At 48.2% G+C, this 16,911-nt stretch carries 16 protein-coding genes and 1 tRNA gene; all 17 read right to left on the minus strand.

Annotation, left to right across the window (positions count from 1 at the left end; translation table 11 throughout):
• Positions 1-76: 76 nt before the first annotated feature.
• A complete protein-coding gene (locus GI364_RS12330; RefSeq protein WP_198849601.1) occupies positions 77-1,117 on the minus strand; it encodes an NAD(P)H-dependent glycerol-3-phosphate dehydrogenase in 1,041 nt (346 codons plus the stop codon).
• 38 nt (positions 1,118-1,155) lie between these two features.
• Positions 1,156-2,475, minus strand: coding sequence for a ribosome biogenesis GTPase Der (gene der / locus GI364_RS12335; protein WP_198849602.1), 1,320 nt, complete (start codon positions 2,473-2,475; stop codon positions 1,156-1,158).
• Positions 2,476-2,529: 54 nt separating this feature from the next.
• Positions 2,530-3,924 carry a DUF512 domain-containing protein gene (locus tag GI364_RS12340; RefSeq protein WP_198849603.1) on the minus strand — a complete coding sequence of 465 codons (1,395 nt, stop codon included), beginning with the start codon at positions 3,922-3,924 and terminating at the stop codon, positions 2,530-2,532.
• 160 nt (positions 3,925-4,084) lie between these two features.
• Complete coding sequence (gene rpsA / locus GI364_RS12345) at positions 4,085-5,242, minus strand: 30S ribosomal protein S1 (RefSeq protein WP_198849604.1); 1,158 nt, start codon at positions 5,240-5,242, stop codon at positions 4,085-4,087.
• A 74-nt stretch (positions 5,243-5,316) separates the two neighbouring features.
• A complete protein-coding gene (locus GI364_RS12350) occupies positions 5,317-5,928 on the minus strand; it encodes a lysophospholipid acyltransferase family protein (RefSeq protein ID WP_198849605.1) in 612 nt (203 codons plus the stop codon).
• Positions 5,916-6,599 carry a (d)CMP kinase gene (gene cmk, locus GI364_RS12355; protein WP_198849606.1) on the minus strand — a complete coding sequence of 228 codons (684 nt, stop codon included), beginning with the start codon at positions 6,597-6,599 and terminating at the stop codon, positions 5,916-5,918. Before cmk ends, GI364_RS12350 begins: the two co-directional genes overlap by 13 nt.
• Positions 6,600-6,805: 206 nt before the next feature.
• Complete coding sequence (locus GI364_RS12360; protein ID WP_198849607.1) at positions 6,806-7,297, minus strand: hypothetical protein; 492 nt, start codon at positions 7,295-7,297, stop codon at positions 6,806-6,808.
• Positions 7,298-7,328: 31 nt separating this feature from the next.
• Complete coding sequence (locus tag GI364_RS12365; RefSeq protein ID WP_198849608.1) at positions 7,329-7,991, minus strand: flagellar brake protein; 663 nt, start codon at positions 7,989-7,991, stop codon at positions 7,329-7,331.
• Positions 7,992-8,103: 112 nt separating this feature from the next.
• The gene (locus tag GI364_RS12370; protein ID WP_198849609.1) at positions 8,104-9,408 is read right to left on the minus strand and encodes a PepSY1/2 domain-containing protein; all 1,305 of its coding nucleotides are present in this window, start codon (positions 9,406-9,408) and stop codon (positions 8,104-8,106) included.
• Positions 9,409-9,450: 42 nt separating this feature from the next.
• Positions 9,451-10,221, minus strand: a complete 771-nt coding sequence (sleB, locus tag GI364_RS12375; protein WP_198849610.1) for a spore cortex-lytic enzyme — start codon at positions 10,219-10,221, stop codon at positions 9,451-9,453.
• A gap of 143 nt (positions 10,222-10,364) precedes the next feature.
• Positions 10,365-10,568, minus strand: a complete 204-nt coding sequence (locus GI364_RS12380) for a hypothetical protein (RefSeq protein ID WP_198854201.1) — start codon at positions 10,566-10,568, stop codon at positions 10,365-10,367.
• Between the two features lie 126 nt (positions 10,569-10,694).
• A complete protein-coding gene (locus GI364_RS12385) occupies positions 10,695-11,978 on the minus strand; it encodes a Glu/Leu/Phe/Val family dehydrogenase (RefSeq protein ID WP_198849611.1) in 1,284 nt (427 codons plus the stop codon).
• A 139-nt stretch (positions 11,979-12,117) separates the two neighbouring features.
• On the minus strand, positions 12,118-12,708 hold the full coding sequence (locus GI364_RS12390; protein ID WP_198849612.1) for an adaptor protein MecA: 591 nt from the start codon (positions 12,706-12,708) through the stop codon (positions 12,118-12,120).
• 96 nt (positions 12,709-12,804) lie between these two features.
• Positions 12,805-14,184 carry a dipeptidase PepV gene (gene pepV, locus GI364_RS12395; protein ID WP_198849613.1) on the minus strand — a complete coding sequence of 460 codons (1,380 nt, stop codon included), beginning with the start codon at positions 14,182-14,184 and terminating at the stop codon, positions 12,805-12,807.
• A gap of 46 nt (positions 14,185-14,230) precedes the next feature.
• On the minus strand, positions 14,231-15,211 hold the full coding sequence (locus tag GI364_RS12400) for a substrate-binding domain-containing protein (protein ID WP_198849614.1): 981 nt from the start codon (positions 15,209-15,211) through the stop codon (positions 14,231-14,233).
• Between the two features lie 127 nt (positions 15,212-15,338).
• A tRNA-Leu gene (locus GI364_RS12405) sits at positions 15,339-15,421 on the minus strand.
• 96 nt (positions 15,422-15,517) lie between these two features.
• Positions 15,518-16,852: an ATP-dependent helicase gene (locus GI364_RS12410; protein ID WP_198849615.1), complete on the minus strand. Its 1,335-nt coding sequence runs from the start codon at positions 16,850-16,852 to the stop codon at positions 15,518-15,520.
• Between the last annotated feature and the right edge of the window lie 59 nt (positions 16,853-16,911).

Raw genomic sequence — 16,911 nt, forward strand, 5'->3', positions numbered from 1 at the left:
GCAACTGCCGCTAATACCATCTTATCAGAAGTCATCATGCGGCTCTAGTGTCCCCAATACAGCAATTACGATATTTTCAGGACTCCCACTCAGCCGTTAGGTTTTCCTTCGCAACTTCTTCAATTTCGTGACTTCGCGCTCGTCCCATCAGAGCTTCAACAGCCTCATCAAGAGGCATTTGTTCGAACAATACCCGGTGCAAGGTTTGTGCAATCGGCATTTCGACCGCCGCCTTCTTTGCAAGTTCTACGGCAATTCTTGTAGAATTGACACCTTCAACAGCCATTCCAATGCTTGCAAGTGCCTCTGGCAGCGCCTTTCCTTGACCCAGCATCCTGCCTGTACGAAAATTTCGACTATGAATACTCGTACACGTTACGATTAAGTCGCCAACGCCGGAGAGGCCGGCAAACGTGAGTGGAGACGCTCCGAAGGTGAGGCCCAATCGTACAATTTCTGCAAGACCGCGGGTCATGAGTGCTGCTTTGGCGTTGTCACCAGCTCCCAATCCATCTGCTACACCTACAGCCAAAGCAATAATGTTCTTCAGACTGCCCCCGAGTTCTGCGCCCACTACATCCGGGTTTGTGTAGACACGCAAATACTGATTCATGAGCACATCCTGCACAGTTTCTGCGATAAGCCGTCGTTTCGACGCCACCACGATGGTGGCAGGTAAATGCGCAATGACTTCTTCCGCATGACTCGGTCCTGTAATGACAGCGATTTGCTCTTCTGGTATGTGTGCTCTCACAGCCAGTACTTCGCTGACACGCATCTTACTGTCTGGATCAAACCCCTTGACTGCGTGCGCTACCACCGGAATAGAAGATGAGAGGCATGCACTGAGGTCTTCTGCCACATGAGCAACGGATTTGGACGGTACTGCAACAACAATGAGTTCTGCCCCTTCTACAGCCTCGCACAGGTTGTGTGTTGCACAAAGGGTGTCAGGCAATATGGCTCGTTGCAGATACCGATGATTTCGGTGCTCTTGATTCATCTCGTCAGCTTGCTCTCGGCGTCTTGCCCAGAGCGTTGTCTTGTGCCCGTTTTCTGCCACCACTGAAGCGATAGCAGTTCCCCAACTGCCAGCTCCCAAGACCGCAACTTTCATGCAGACCCTCCTTGTTATGAAAGACCTATGCAGGGAATTCAATCCGACGTGCGTTCACGGATTCGTAATCGAATCGGCGTCCCGTCAAAGCCGAATGCCTGGCGAAGCTGGTTTTCCAGATATCTTTCGTACGAAAAGTGCAGAATTTCTTTGTTGTTGACAAATACAACAAAAGTTGGCGGTTTGACACCGACCTGTGTGGCGTAAAAAATTTTCAGTTTACGCCCTCTGTCGGTAGGAGGCGGGACAGACGCTACAGCATCTTGCACAACCGAATTCAGTGTGGAAGTGGGAATGCGTATGGCATGGGTCTCAGCTAGACTTCCCGCGAGGGGCAATATCCTGTGTACACGCTGCTGTGTCAACGCAGAGACAAATTGAACAGGAGCCCACCTCATAAAGGGAAATTCTTGCTGGATTGTTTCGACAAAGCGATGAGCAGTCTTATCGTCCTTTTCAACAATGTCCCATTTGTTTACCAAAAAAGCAATAGCACAACCGGCATCTAAAGCGTAGCCTGCAACACGTTTATCTTGCTCTGTGATTCCTTCGTTTCCATCCAAAACCACAAACACCACATCGGAGTCCTCAATGGCTCGAAGTGCACGCAGCACACTGTACTTTTCGATTCGTTCATACACTTTTCCCCGTCTCCGCATGCCGGCAGTATCCACCAATACATAGGCCTGACCGTCATGCAGCAGTTCGCTGTCAATCGCATCTCGGGTGGTGCCAGCTATGTCACTGACCATCACCCGCTCTTCACCGAGCAGACTATTCACCAGTGATGATTTGCCGACATTTGGTCGTCCAATAAACGAGATACGGATAGCGTCCTCATTGTACGGTTCTTGAGGGATTTGCGGAAACGAGGCAACGACAGCATCGAGCAGGTCACCCGTACCGTTTCCGTGTTCGGCGGAAATGCCGACAAGCTCCTCAAACCCGAATTCGTAGAATTCATATGATCCCGGTATATGACTGGGGTGATCCAACTTGTTCACAGCCACCACTACCGGCTTCTTTGACCTGCGCAGGATCCCTGCAACTTCTTTGTCTGCTTCTGTCATGCCGACACGGCCATCGACGAGAAATACAATCACATTGGCTTCATCGATAGCCAACTCTGCTTGCACGCGAATCAGATTGACCATTTCATCAGCATCATCAAGCTCAATGCCGCCTGTATCAATCATCCGGAATTCTTGGCCGTTCCAGTCTACTTTGGTATACAATCTATCTCTTGTCACACCGGATACGTCTTCAACAATGGCCAGTCTCTGTCCTACAATCCTATTGAACAGGGTGGATTTTCCCACATTCGCTCGGCCAACAATTGCTACTACTGGCAACCCCACAAAACGTCAGTCCCTACCGTTAAAATTAGGTTTTTGCACTAATATGCCGCGAATCTAATTCGTCAATTCAGTTTCCTCAGCCATTCCTTCATCCAGATTCCGAAGTGTTGCTTCATACCGGCGGCGTGGAGGCAGTGACTGCGTGTATCCCATCGTACCATAGAGCAGGCCGCTTCCCGTGGCGGGGACAACAGTTACAGGTTTCCCGAGTTCATTGCTCAACTGTTCGACTGTATAGTCATCCAAGAAGACATCCGCGTCATCTTTTAACATAATGTCTGGAAGGAGAAGAGCGTCCACATCTTCTAATTTACCCCTTAATTGAGTAACAATATCCTGACCTGTCAGCAATCCGGTCACTGTAACGTGATGCCCATAAAAATCGTTCAATATAGGAAAAACTTCTTTATACAGTCCACTTACATCATCAAGCCTGCTCAAACAGCTTCTGATTGTTTTTTCGGCAGAGGTACTGGTTACAACGCCAACACGGCGCACCTTGGTTCCTAATGAGCGGGGTACATAAGGCCAGACCTCTTCAATTTCGTCCAGAAGTGTTCTAATCACGCCTACCCCGTTTTCTGTTTGACCAAAGTCGTCGTAAAACTCCGTGGGCGGAACGTCCATGTCTGCCAACACGTACAGTTCATCTGCTGCATACACAAACGAAGAGCCGAGTTTTGGACGCAGGTACTCCTGCCACGAGCGAATCTGTTGAATCACCTGTTTCGCTTCCTCGTGTGATACAGGGCGCATGGAATGCAGACCGCGCCGATGTTTGGTCAGGCCTACAGGTACGATGGAAAGTGTTTTGACGGCTGGATAAAAGGGAGCCAAATCGCGAATTGTTTTATCCAGTTCTTCTCCATCATTCCACTCCGGACACAGCACAACCTGTGTGTTCATTTCTATTTCGTTATCCGCCAAGTACCTTATCTGGTTGAGGATCTCACCGGACCGCTTGTTCGCAAGCATTCTTACTCGCAGCTCAGGATTTGTTGTATGCACGGACACATTGAGAGGAGACATTTTTAATCGAACAATTCGCTCTAACTCCTGTTCCTTAAGGTTCGTCAGCGTAATGAAATTGCCGTGGAGAAATGACAACCGGTAGTCATCGTCTCGTACATTCAGTGTCTTTCTCATATTGCCCGGGACTTGATCGACGAAGCAAAATACACATTTATTGTGACACAAATGGACTTTGTCTACAGTGGGGTTCTCCCAATCCACCCCAAGTCCCTCATCGTAGTCCTTCTCGACTTCGAACACCCATACTTCTCCATCAGACTTCTTGACTTCCAGTTCAAGCTCTTCCGTCGACAGTGCAAATTGCAAGTCTATAATATCTGTGATGGATTCACCATTAATTTTCAGAACTTCATCTCCAGCTTGTAATTCCAATTCTTCAGCCAGAGAATTACTGTGCACACGTGCTATGTGCGGCATATGACCACTCCTGATTGGAAACTTGCCGATTGCGCCCGGCAGCTTTCATTGACTCATTATGGGGGAGAAGCCCCGCTCAGGTCAAATACAGCGCTTTAACAACCTGTGAGCGCAAAAAAGCTGTGGCAGAACTTCTGCCACAGCTATCTATATTACAGGATTAGTGTTTGTTGAACAAGTCGCCGAATAAGTCGCCTAAGGTGGCTCCGGTGCCAGGTCCATCATTTTGTTTCTCCATGAACTTGTCTGTCTCTTTGTTGGACGGTACTTTGTCTTCTACAGCATCTTTAATCGAGAGAGAAACACGTTTCCGTTCCGGTTCAAAGGATAAGATTTTGACGTTCACCTTATCGCCTACTGAAAGCGCATCTTCAGGATGTGCTACATGCTGCTGCGAGATTTGTGAAACATGGACCAATCCTTCGAGCCCCGGCTTCAATTCCACAAACGCTCCAAAATCCACGAGACGTTTTACTTCACCTTCAACGATGTCACCTTCTTGGAACTCCTCAGTATATTCATCCCAAGGGCTTGGAGCTGCCTCCTTCATGGACAGGGAAATGCGTCCTGCTTCCGGGTCAACTCGCAAGACGGTCACTTTAACGTGATCGCCTGCTTTAACGACTTCGGACGGATCATCCACATGGTGCCAGGCGAGTTCAGAGATGTGTACCAGACCATCGACGCCGCCAACGTCTACAAAGGCGCCGAAATTGGTCAATCGCTGTACGGTTCCTTCAACCACTTGACCTTCGTGCAAGTCATGTAAGACATTTTCGACTCGCTCGTGGTGTTCGTCATCGAGAACGGCCTTGCGCGACAAGACCAACTTATTGTTCTCCGGATCAATTTCGATGACACGGGCTCGAATCGTCTTCCCTTTAAATTCCTCAAGGTCTTCGACGAAATGGCGGTCTACCAAAGACGCAGGGATAAAGGCGCGAACACCCAAATCGGCAACCAAACCGCCCTTTACCACGTCTTTTATGACGACTTCCAACATTTCGCCACTCTCAAACTTGTTTTGCAAGTCACCCCAAGCATCCGCTGCGTCAGCCTCGCGTTTGGATAAAATGACGACTTCCGACTCGTCGTCAACTTTTAAAACCTTGCTTCTTACTTCATCCCCCGTATTCACCACTTCACTGGGATGGTCGATTCTCAAGACGGAGAGCTCGCGGATTGGGATAATACCTGCGAACTTATATCCAATATCTACAGTTACCTTTTTCTCCTCAACTTCTGTAACTGTTCCTGTGACGACATCACCAGGTTCCACAGTTGAAGTATTCATCATTTCACTAATATCTTCAGACATGAAAAGCCCTCCTCGTGACTACAACTTTTATTTTCTCTCGTGTTCTGAAATGGATTCAGAAACGAGGGATACATCTACTGCTGCTGCTCTCTGCTATCTTGCTCAATCAAGAGCGCGATATGTTGCATAATACGCTCCATTAAGCTTTCATTCGTGTCTTGTGGTTCTGGCATAATGGGCTCTCCAAACCGAACAGTCAACCGTCTGCCAATCTTATATGTACCGATAATAGCTGCTGGTACAATAGGACAGTTTGCCTTTCGGGCAATAAACGACGCGCCCATCATTCCTCTCCCGAGTTTTCCATCCTTGGAACGATGGCCTTCAGGGAAGACAACCAAACAGCTGCCTTGAGCTGGTATGGCTAAAGCCTTGCGGATAGCACCCTTATCTTGTCCGCCCCGCCGAACAGGAAAAGCTCCTAATCGGTAAATCAGCCAACCCAAGGGCTTCACCCGAAAGAGTTCGTCTTTTGCCATAAAGTGTACGTATCGCGTCGTACTTAGTCCTAATACTGGCGGATCTAAGTTGTGAATGTGATTGCTGCAGATGACTGCAGCACCAGATTGCGGTACGTGTTGTTGACCGATGACTCGATAGCGGAATATCATTTTAAAGAACAAAGTGACCGCTGAGCGGGCAAACCGATACAAGAGAGCGCTGTGATATTCCTTTACTGTCTCCATGATAGCGTCTGCTCCACAATCGTCATTATCTCCAAAACGACTTCGTCTACGCTCTTTCCGGTTGAGTCTATGCGGTGTGCATCCTGTGCCGGTTTGAGTGGCGCTACAGTTCTCGAAGAGTCTTGTTCGTCTCGTTTGGCTAGCTCAGCCGCAACCTGTTCTGTTGCCGAAGAAAACCCGCTTTCGATAAATTCTCTTCTGCGTCGTTTCGCTCGTTCTTCCAGGCTTGCGGTTAAGAACACCTTGACGGTCGCATGCGGAAGAACCACAGTACCTATATCTCTTCCATCCATTACAACAGGATGTTGACTACTTAATTCCCGCTGTAACGTCGTGAGTTCACTGCGAACATCCGGATGTGCGGACACCGCCGACACCGCATTAGAAACCTCGGGAGTACGCAGTTCCCGCGTCACATTGTTAGAGCCTACCCATATTTCAACGTTCCCCTGTTCAGTTCGTTCCAAGTGTATTGGAGACTTCCTCATTAATTGTACAATAGAGGAACTGTCCTGTGGGGAAACACCCCGTTGCAGGGCAAGCCAAGCAACAGCACGGTACATTGCCCCCGTATCAAGGTAGAGCAACCCCAGGCGCTCTGCTAGTTCTTGAGCTACAGTACTCTTTCCAGACCCTGCAGGTCCATCAATTGCTATTGTCATATGATGCATCCAACACATTCTCCTAGTTGTCCTCTGAATAACAAAAAGCAGGCCCAGACGCCCGCTTTAGATGTCATTCACCATCATTCATGTGCAATCCGGTTTAGCTCCAAAGTTGAATCGAAAGCGGCGCGATACAACAACATCTTGCAATCTCCATAGTAGCACAGTGCGCGGATTTTTCGCAACGAATCACTGGCAACTATTTCTGGGGATTACGGAATAAAACGAGCGTTTGGAAGAGCAGCTTGCTGTTGCTGCGGTGAGAGAACAACTGTGCGTCCGGGTGCAGGTCTCAGCAAAGCAGGATTATTGTGATCGACTGTGATGTGTACTGTTTGGGTCAGCCCATGTGCAATCAGTTCTAGCTTACTTCCGTTATGTACGGGGACGCGTACGGAACCCTGCGACAACGTACCAACTTGATGCCCATTCTCCATGACCTGTATATTCAACCCCTGCGCACTTTGCGGAGCCAGGTAAAGCTGAATATATGCTGTCCGCTTTGCACTGGCTGAAAAGGCCGATGCACTTGAGTAGACAACAAAGCGCCCTTCCATTTGGTCCACCCTTTGACGTACTGCGGGGATACTGGTCGCAAACTGGGCCATCACTAAGACACACAGGGCAGCAAACGTCACTGGTATGAGCCACACGTCCACCATGTCAATGGCTTTTGAGAACATCGTTCTTGGCTTGTTTAACACGTCGCAGCACCTCAAAAACAGTGTATGTCGCTTATGACCTGGACATGTCTCTGTTCAAATCTTGCAACTCTCTCTGACGCACAAAAGTATATTGAACAATGCTTTTTCTAACGGATTCTTTCATATCGTTAAACATCAGTGACCAAACGGTAAATCCCGCTTCATTCTGTTCGGAAATTCGGATAATGGTACAAGCTGTATCAATGTGTGCATTGAGTTTCGGCAGCGTGAAGTGGATTCGTACGATGTTGCCCGCATGCCCTGCTACGCTCCCTGGAACTAATATGGCTACACCGCCGCCGCTGATATCACGCATGTAGACATCTCTTGTTTCTACGGAAGACTTCAGCGGAGGTTCCATTCGAACGGCAAGACTAGCGGGTACCCGGACAAAATCCCGCCTTTGCTCTCTTCGAACGTCTTCTCTCTTCGGCGTTTGCAGTTCCACTTGCGGCGGCTCATAAGAAACCTTAACAAGAGCGGTGCTGAATGTCATTTTAGCTCCGTCTCGACCGTGGTATTCAACTTCTATCTTCTCTCCAGGTGTTAGGGTCAGATGTGGATTCGTCAAACCAACCGGCATTGTAATCAGAAATGCCAATTTGTCTACGCCGATGACTGACGACTTAAATTGTGTCTTGTCCGACTGCTTTGAAAGTCGGACTTTTATCATCTGTCCTGTCACAGGTAACATGTTACCCCCTCCTCATCCCGCTATCCATTATACGGGAGTTAAACAACCACTAGGAAGGGGAGATACCATGTTTCTTCGGCATTCTCTGTCACGGGCTTTTGAATTGCTGGATTCACTTCGTACTCAAGTCAACTGTATCTAGTTCTCTGCCGGTGGCAGCGTTGACGTCAATTCGAAAAGTTTTGCCCTCACGGGTTACATAAAAGGAGTCTGCCGGTTGATAATGTCCTGCATCATCAAGAACGAGTGTCTTACTCACCATTTCCACATGTGCTTTTGGGTTGATTTTGTTTTTCAATTGGGCTGCTGAATACCTTCTTTGCGGTACATTAGCGACTGGCTGGAGATAGTACTGCTGGGCATTCAGTCCCAAAAGTTGCCCATTATCGAGGGCCATCTCCACAACAATGGGCTGGTTAATAACCAAGGCGCCATTCCGCATTGGATTAAAAACAAAATATGCCAAATTCTGAAACTGATAGGCATCTGTTTCCGACAGGTGTGTGAACTTGTGATGTGACAAATAACTCAAAGCAGCTTTCTTTGCATCTGCGAAGGACACGGTGGCCGTTGCAGGATCTCGGTTCACACGGTATGACAGCATGTGGCCGCCGCGTTCACTGACTCTGGCATCGATACTATGACCGTTCATTCGTCCTGAAAGTTCGTACTCGTAAAAGTCCAGTTTTGGATTATAGATGCGTTGTGCCTGAAGCGACTGTGCAGTTGGCATGAATGACTTGCAAACGTCCTTTGCCTGCGCTTCCGAAACTGTCGATTCCTTGCGAAAAGGTCCCATTGCACCCTTGTGGGGGTGGGTCTTAACCGTGTTCGTTTCGACAAAGGCACCCATGGATTTGTCGATTTGCCTAAATCCGTCCACAATTTGATTGTCCGACCGATTGGCTTTCAGTGCTGCAAGAGCCGCGGTCCAATGCAACTGGCGGCCAACGATGGTACTCTGCAACTTGTCCAACCGTGACAGCATGGCATTCGATTCCTTATACATATTATCCAACCCTGACTGCACACTCGTGGTCGAAGGATTGGGAGAAGTGTTCAGCCAGGTCTCTGTCTTTTTCGAAATCCCGGCCAGAGCGGATTGAGTTTCATGCATTGGCATCATTTCGACTGGGATCTTCCCGACCTCGTCCTGTGCTAAACCACTAAGCCTCCAAATAGAACGAACTCGATGATGAAAAGCCTGCGCATCGGCGCTGACTCGAGCCTTGCTAATTTCGTCTTGCATGTCCTGAACATGAGAAACCAATTCGTGAAATGAATTTGAGTATCTGCTTTCCACTTCGTTCGCCATGGCTTGCTTCTGTGTGCGTTCCGATGTGCCCCACCAGCCAAGTCCGAGACTTGTAAATACCAGTGCTGCGACAGGAACGATCAGCCATTTTGTCCGCGTCATTGACGAATCCTCCTAAGTCAACAAAGTATTTGTCCCTACGAGCTATTTCGTAAAGATGTGATGTCCAATTTTAATAATCTCTGGTCGCGACCAGACAAATTTGTTGTTTGTTTTTGCGGGATTAAAGTAGTACAACGCTCCATGGGCCGGGTCCCAGCCGTGTACCGCGTCAAGGACTGCTGTCATCGACTGCTTGTTAATAGGAAGAGCCATTTGTCCATTGGTCGCGGCGGTGAATGCTCCGGGTTGATAAATCACCCCTGGAATCGAATTGGGGAACTTTGAACTTTTCAATCTGTGCAAAATAACGTCTGCAACTGCAACTTGTCCCTTCAAAGGCTCACCGCGGGCTTCACCGTGGACAAGGTGTGCAAGCAAGTTTAAATCTGATTTATTTAGGCCGCTGATGACCGGAGCTGAATGAAACTGGTTTGTATGTTTCACTGCCGTTGTTGGAGTTGAGGCAGGTGCCTTGGTTGCAGAGTTACTCTGCTTTGCACCGTGCCAGTTTTGTGTGGCTTTGATAAGCGTACTCTCGGTATGTGGACCTGCTATACCATCAATTTTCATACCGAACCTGTATTGAAATCTGCGTACAGACCAGTAGGTTCTCCAGCCGAAAATTCCATCGACTTTACCATGATAATAGCCAAGAAACTTTAAGCGTCCTTCTAACTCTCGAACATCGCTTCCCCTGCTTCCGTAGTGCAAAGCACCGCTGGAGAAAGCCTGGACAATCGGCATTGAAACCGATGGAAGTGTGACTGTCAGACATGTACTCAACAATAACAACCACTTGAATCGTTTTAGCATCTTCTTGGGTCCCCCGTCTTGAGAATCAAGTTGTTGTATTTATTGTGCCGTCAGACAAAATAAATATGCCTGCCCAAATGGGCAGGCAACTAATCCTAATTATAATTTGATGGCTGAAATGAGCACATTTGATGAAGAGGGTGTTATTGAAGTGGCTCAATCTCAAAATCGTCTTCATTGTCGCATAAACAGCGCTTGAATCCTGTTTCAATTCGACCGTTTGCGTCTCTTGCACCACGAAGGATGAAGGTTTCGCCACAATGCCGACAACGAATATGTACCTTGATTCGATGCGGCGTCATTATGTCGTTGTGCACTCCTTCAGCAACGAGTGTTTCCGACTGCATATGCTATAGTACCCCCTAAAGTGTTCAGCAGTTAACAGTATTATGGACTCCTAAAGCGGTTGCTAAACTTTCCCACGTACACTTAGTCTTCGTCACCCGCCGTAAAAATCCTGCATATATAGGTGGTTACACCCATCCCCTCCACCGTGCTGCTTCCGCCATTCTGCGTACTCCAACAATGTATGCAGCTACGCGCATATTCACGTGATAACGCCGCGCTGTGTCATAAACGGAGTGAAAGCTGTGACGCATGACTTCCTGCAAACGCGCGTCCACCTCGTCCGCCGTCCAGTAGTATCCTTGATTGTTTTGTACCCATTCAAAATAGGACACAATTACGCCTCCGGAGTTGCCAAGAACATCAGGCACTATCAATGTGCCCTTATCATCAAGGATCTTCGTTGCGGCAGTTGTTGTAGGACCATTTGCTGCCTCTACAATAATCTTTGCCCGAACATCTTTCGCATTCTCTTTTGTAATCTGATTTTCAATGGCAGCGGGTACCAGTATGTCACAATCGAGTGCGAGCAGTTCTTTGTTAGAAATGGTGTTCTTAAATAATTTTGTGACCGTACCAAAAGAATCCCGGCGCTCCAGCAGGTCTTCAATATCAAGACCCTTGGGGTCGTGCAATGCTCCATATGCGTCAGAAATTCCTACCACCCGCGCACCTGCATCGCTCATGTACTTGGCAAGATAGCTTCCGGCGTTCCCGAATCCTTGGATGACGACTCTTGCATCCTTCAACTCCAGGTTCTTCACTTTGGCCGCTTCTTCTACGCAAATAGCCACTCCTCGAGCCGTCGCTCGCTCACGTCCTTGACTGCCGCCGAGAACCAGCGGTTTACCCGTGATGAAGCCTGGGGAATCAAATTCTCTCAAGTGAGAATACTCATCCAACATCCACGCCATGTTTTGAGAGTTACTGAATACATCCGGTGCTGGAATATCCTTCGTAGGACCTACAATTTGGCTGATAGCTCGTACATATGCACGGCTTAAACGCTCAATCTCCGAAAAGGACATTTCCCGCGGGTCGCAAACAATTCCCCCTTTTCCGCCGCCATAGGGAAGGTTTGCAATACCGCACTTGACGGACATCCACATGGACAAGGCACGCACTTCATCTTCATTTACATCTGGATGTAAACGAATTCCGCCTTTGGTTGGTCCAATGGCATTGTTGTGTTGTGCTCGATACCCGGTGAAGACCTGTATCGAACCATCATCCATCCGAACCGGAAAGCGCACGCTCAACACACGCATCGGTTCCTTCAGAATTTCATACATATCCTCGTCATACCCTAATTGTGTAAGCGCTTCCTTAATAACTGCCTGCGTACTTGAATACACGTCCAAGTTTTCCGTACCGTCGTTCGTCGCCTGGTTCGTTTCCGTTTGCGCCTGCATATACATTAGACTCCTTTTGAATACCCAAGACTTCCTGATGGACTTGTTAATGTAATCGCGGATTAGTATACAATTGAATCCGCGATTCATCAATCACTTCTTGCAATAAATATCGAAAGGAAATATCGACACTTACGTGTCAGATAGGGAAACGTTCAGTTAATTCTTCCACAGCGTGATTGGGGAAGATGCACGTCCCGTATTCTTCCAGGACAGCAAGTGTCGCTTCAGAGAAATCCCCATATTCGCTAAGAATTGCCCACAACTGTTCATATTGTGCTTCTTGAATGGATTTTTCATCACAATACAAGTGGTAAGCACCTTTATACGAATACAGCTTCGCGTTAACGCCATATTCGACCAGCGCATGTGCCAGCCGGATAACTTCTTCAAAATCAGTCAATTTGAAGACGAAAGTCGTCAGCGGATCCGGATGCAACGAAATGGACTCCTCATCCTCATCGTCATCTTCTTCAGCACTAGGCAAACTTGGTACCCTTGTAACAATGACCACTACACCTTCAGTGGGCATTGTAAAGGCTTCTACGGCAATTGGACCTGCTACTTCGAATCCGACTTCGATGTAAGCAGTTTCCATCATATCCCAAAACAGTTCCTGGACCTTGCGGCCATTTTTCCAAATTTCGTCCCTATCAATGCCGCGATCCTCAAGATCTTCAAAACTGATAAAGATTCTAACTTTGTCTTTTGCGATTCGCTCTACCCGCATTGACTATCCCTCCTTTATTCAAGGAACTGCGTCGAACGCAGGTTAACCTAAATGATAAAACATGGTGCAGAAAAATGCCAATTTGAACGGCCCTTATTAGAGTGTATTCGCCAATTCATACATGGCGTGTGCATATATCTCAATACATTTTAAATAGTCATCTACGTACCAATATTCGTCGCTCTGGTGTGCGACGTCCTCACGACCCGGAAACAGCGCACCAAATGCGACACAGTTGGGGATAGCACGTGCATAGGTCGCTCCGCCAATGGCCAATGGGGTTGAGTCCAGACCAGTTGTCTCATCGTATACTTTTCGCAGTACCTTGACAACACTGCTGTCTACGGGTAAGTGTAACGGCGCTTTGTATTCAACAGATTCTACATTCCACTTGTCAGAGATGTAGGATCTGCACCGTTCAAGGATTTCATCCAATGTCATGTCAACTGGAAACCGGATGTTGAATTGAAAGGAATAAGTCGTTCCATTTAATGCACCTAATCCGAGGTTTACAGTCAGTGGTCCAGTAATGTCGTCTTCTCCCTCTATCCCCAGACTTCGTCCTTCAGTATCAATGCCCGCAATAAAACGCCACATTGAGGCATTCGAAACCGATTGGGTTCCCAATAGAGAAGCCAAATGACAGATGGCGTTGACACCGTTCTCCGGTGTGCTGCCGTGTACTGAAACACCATGAACCGTTAACTGAATGAGGCTTCCCTGAACCTGCACATCCAACTCAATCTGCCGTGCACGAGCCTCTTTAAACATTTTGGTTTCCCATTCTTGAGCCGCAGTCTCGGAATGACAATCAACTTCGGCAAACGCATAGTCAGGAACCATGTTCACTCTGTGCCCCGCCTCAAAGCGGATTACCTGGGGAACCATGGACTCGCTCTCAGCCGCCATCTCGGCTCGCAATGTAGTCAAGCCTTTTTCTGCGTAAATCATGGGGAAGTCCGCATCAGGTGTGAAACCACCCAACGGGGCTGGTTCTTTTGCAAAATAGTGTTCGACGCATTCCCAATCACTTTCTTCATCGAGCCCAAAAATCAGCCGAATTTTCCTTTTCGGATTCATACCCAACTCTTTGAGCATAATGAGCGACCACAAAGCGCCAAAAATAGGCCCTTTGTCATCAATGGCTCCGCGAGCGTAAATCTTTCCATCCTCAAGTTCCGCTCCAAATGGCGGATGCGTCCAACCTGTTCCGGCAGGAACCACATCCAGATGGCCCAAAACACCCACGTATTCGTCTCCGTTTCCGAATTCGACGTGACCTGCATATCCGTCCAGGTTGGAAACTTGAAGTCCGTTGCGGCGTGCGAAGTCAAGCACATACTGCAAAGCCTGACTCGGTCCAGCACCGAAGGGCTGACCAGGTTCTGCTGCAGACTTCACGCTTGGGATCCGAAGCAATTCTCTGAGTGATTCGACCATTTCGCTTCGATGTGTTTCGAGAAAACCTTGAAACAAACAAAGTCCCTCCTGTCACAGCTGACATTTCATTACGACATCCTACTTAAGTGGATGAACGTTCTACTACGTTGTGCTGCAATATCACGGTAAGGTTGTCAACAGGCTCATCGAATAGCAGCTTGGTTAGCAACCTCATGGAGACAGCTCCAAAATCGTACATCGGCTGGGCAACGACGGTCATTTCGGGACGCACCATGTTTGCTAACCTCGTGTTATCGAACGCAATTACTTTGACATCATCCGGTACCTTATTCCCAATATCCTGAACTGCGTGCACCGATGCAAGCCCAAGTTCGTCTGATGAAGCAATGATGCCGTCCAACTGATGTTGCTTTAGGTAGTCCTGAATAATGGGCAGTGCGTGTTGGTAGGTGCCTTTTCCGACTTGAATGCGAAAAAGGTTCTCTTCGGAGACGCACGATGCTACCCCAAGCCAACGCCTGTCGGCCAACACTGAGACTTCCGCATCGGTTGTGACAAATCCAATTTTGCCAACGCCGCGGTCGAGGAGGTAGTTCGCGGCGTCTCTCCCTGCTTGGCGGTTATCAATATTGACGGATGGAATCCGTCGCTCAGGGTCTTCTGTAGCACATAGGACGACTGGAATTTGTGCCTGTTCAAACGCATCCACGTGTTCGCTTTTAAGATGGTTTGTCATATATATGATACCGTCCACTTGCTTTTCCCACATCGTTCCGACCAAATCCACTTCACGTTCTAGGTCTGAGTCAGAGTTTGTGAGAATAATTTGGTACGAATACATGGCCGCTATATCTTCGATGCCCCGGACGACTTCAGCAAAAAATGCTGCTGAGACGTCTGGTACAATCACTCCAATTGACTTTGTTTTTTTGCTTGCCAACCCACGTGCTACGGCATTTGGGCGATAGCCCAAATCGGCGATGGCTTGCAACACGCGACGTTTGGTCTCGTCCTTCACAACGGCAGTTCCATTGAGAACCCGTGAAACGGTGGCCATGGATACTTGTGCTTCTCTTGCTACATCGTAGATGGTGACAGTCAACGTCGTCGCCTCCGCTCAATTTTTATCTATCATACCACGTTAGTTCTGTAATACAGCAAAGATCCGGTAAAGAAATACAAACAAATTTTGCAGAACGAAAAAATGGACGGAGCTTCCGTCCATTCAGTGGTGCGGGTGAAGGGACTCGAACCCCCACGGTCTCCCGCCAGAACCTAAATCTGGTGCGTCTGCCAATTCCGCCACACCCGCAAGTGTTTAGCGAACGAATGCTACTATATCATAAATAAAACGAAATGACTAGGTGTCGATGTTTCCGGAACTGCACCCATTTCACTGGCTTATCCTTCACACTTTCTGAAACGCACATTCAGTGATAAACACGGACGGCCTTGTCTTATTTCTTTGCACGCGAGTCGGCGAATGGATATAAAGACTGTGGCGAGCTCTGGTAATCGCTACGTAGAACAAACGTCGCTCTTCTTCTAGGTCTGCCACTGAAGTGGGATTCTCTGAAAGATAGGGGTTTAGTTTAACGGCTCCAACGATATGGACGGTATCCCACTCTTTTCCCTTCGCGTCATGAAAGGTTCGGAATTCAACAACCTGTTGACAACGCTTTGGCAGCAAAGACCAGGTTTGTTCCAATTGCTTTCGCGTTCGTGCAAGAACTGCCAACGTACCGCTGTTGACATTTTCTTTAATCCACCTTGCAACAGAGGCTGCCTCTTGTTCCTCTGACTCCCAAATAACTGTTTGTACAATTCCCTTCTGACTGCTGTGTCCGACTATAGTCTTGCTCCGGCGCCGTTGATTGTGCTCAATCAGGGATGCAGCCGTTCGAATGATTTCCCTGTCAGACCTGAAATTGACAGTCAGAGTGAACGAGAGCGACTCCGGGTACCAACGTTTAAAGTCTACCAGCCATGCGGGGTTTGCTCCTCTGAATCCATATATGCTCTGGTCATCATCCCCCACGACAAACAGCTTAGCATCCAGTGACTTCACCATACGCGTAAGAATCTCCCATTGTATGTCATTCGTATCCTGAAACTCATCGACAAGAATATATCGTACGGGAAGCTGTGGGCTGTCTGCGGCTTCGTTGTCAAAGAGCAGGCAGGCGTGAACGAGGATATCGTCGAAGTCCCAACGGTGTGAACGGCTTTTCAACGTTTCATATTCCTGCAGCAGTCTTCGGTTTTGCTTGTTCTGGTCGTTTTTAACTGGCCACTGCGACTTAAGTTTGGACGACCTCATAAGCGCTTTGTGAACGTGTTGTACTGAGTCGGGAAGAGATTGAAGCTGCAACGCTGTTTTCATCATTTGAAACTGTTCCGCCGGGTCCAGCAATACCGGGATATTTGGATTTTTCGCCAAAAGCAGTCCGAACATTTGCGAATGGAAGGTGCCAATGTGAACCGCTTCGAGACGGACTCGGTTTGGCTCCTTCCAGTTGCTTGCAAGTCGAGACGCCATTTCCTTTGCCGCTTGTTTCGTAAAAGTTACTGCCATGACTTCCGCCGGCTGCAACAGACTCTGCCGCAGCTGAAACAAAATGTGTTCGGTTAGGACTGTTGTCTTACCGCTGCCAGGAGCCGCAAAGACACTCATCGTTTGAAACGACTGCAGCACAATGCGGGACTGCTCGTCGGTCAACTGCTTCGAGGTGTTTTCGTTCATGAGTTCAGCCCTTTCCGAAAGCTGCTGTAACTGTACGCTTATTTGTTCAGATGGACCAT

The organism is Alicyclobacillus sp. SO9, from assembly GCF_016406125.1.
GTDB lineage: Bacteria > Bacillota > Bacilli > Alicyclobacillales > Alicyclobacillaceae > SO9.

Excerpts from the sequence above, each read along its gene's own strand:
- rpsA (WP_198849604.1), bottom strand. The coding sequence starts at position 5,242 with ATGTCTGAAGATATTAGTGAAATGATGAATACTTCAACTGTGGAACCT.
- GI364_RS12340 (WP_198849603.1), bottom strand. The coding sequence starts at position 3,924 with ATGCCGCACATAGCACGTGTGCACAGTAATTCTCTGGCTGAAGAATTG.
- GI364_RS12390 (WP_198849612.1), bottom strand. The coding sequence starts at position 12,708 with ATGCGGGTAGAGCGAATCGCAAAAGACAAAGTTAGAATCTTTATCAGT.
- GI364_RS12370 (WP_198849609.1), bottom strand. The coding sequence starts at position 9,408 with ATGACGCGGACAAAATGGCTGATCGTTCCTGTCGCAGCACTGGTATTT.
- GI364_RS12380 (WP_198854201.1), bottom strand. The coding sequence starts at position 10,568 with ATGCAGTCGGAAACACTCGTTGCTGAAGGAGTGCACAACGACATAATG.
- GI364_RS12385 (WP_198849611.1), bottom strand. The coding sequence starts at position 11,978 with ATGCAGGCGCAAACGGAAACGAACCAGGCGACGAACGACGGTACGGAA.
- GI364_RS12350 (WP_198849605.1), bottom strand. The coding sequence starts at position 5,928 with ATGGAGACAGTAAAGGAATATCACAGCGCTCTCTTGTATCGGTTTGCC.
- GI364_RS12365 (WP_198849608.1), bottom strand. The coding sequence starts at position 7,991 with ATGTTACCTGTGACAGGACAGATGATAAAAGTCCGACTTTCAAAGCAG.
- cmk (WP_198849606.1), bottom strand. The coding sequence starts at position 6,599 with ATGCATCATATGACAATAGCAATTGATGGACCTGCAGGGTCTGGAAAG.
- GI364_RS12330 (WP_198849601.1), bottom strand. The coding sequence starts at position 1,117 with ATGAAAGTTGCGGTCTTGGGAGCTGGCAGTTGGGGAACTGCTATCGCT.
- GI364_RS12410 (WP_198849615.1), bottom strand. The coding sequence starts at position 16,852 with ATGAACGAAAACACCTCGAAGCAGTTGACCGACGAGCAGTCCCGCATT.
- sleB (WP_198849610.1), bottom strand. The coding sequence starts at position 10,221 with ATGCTAAAACGATTCAAGTGGTTGTTATTGTTGAGTACATGTCTGACA.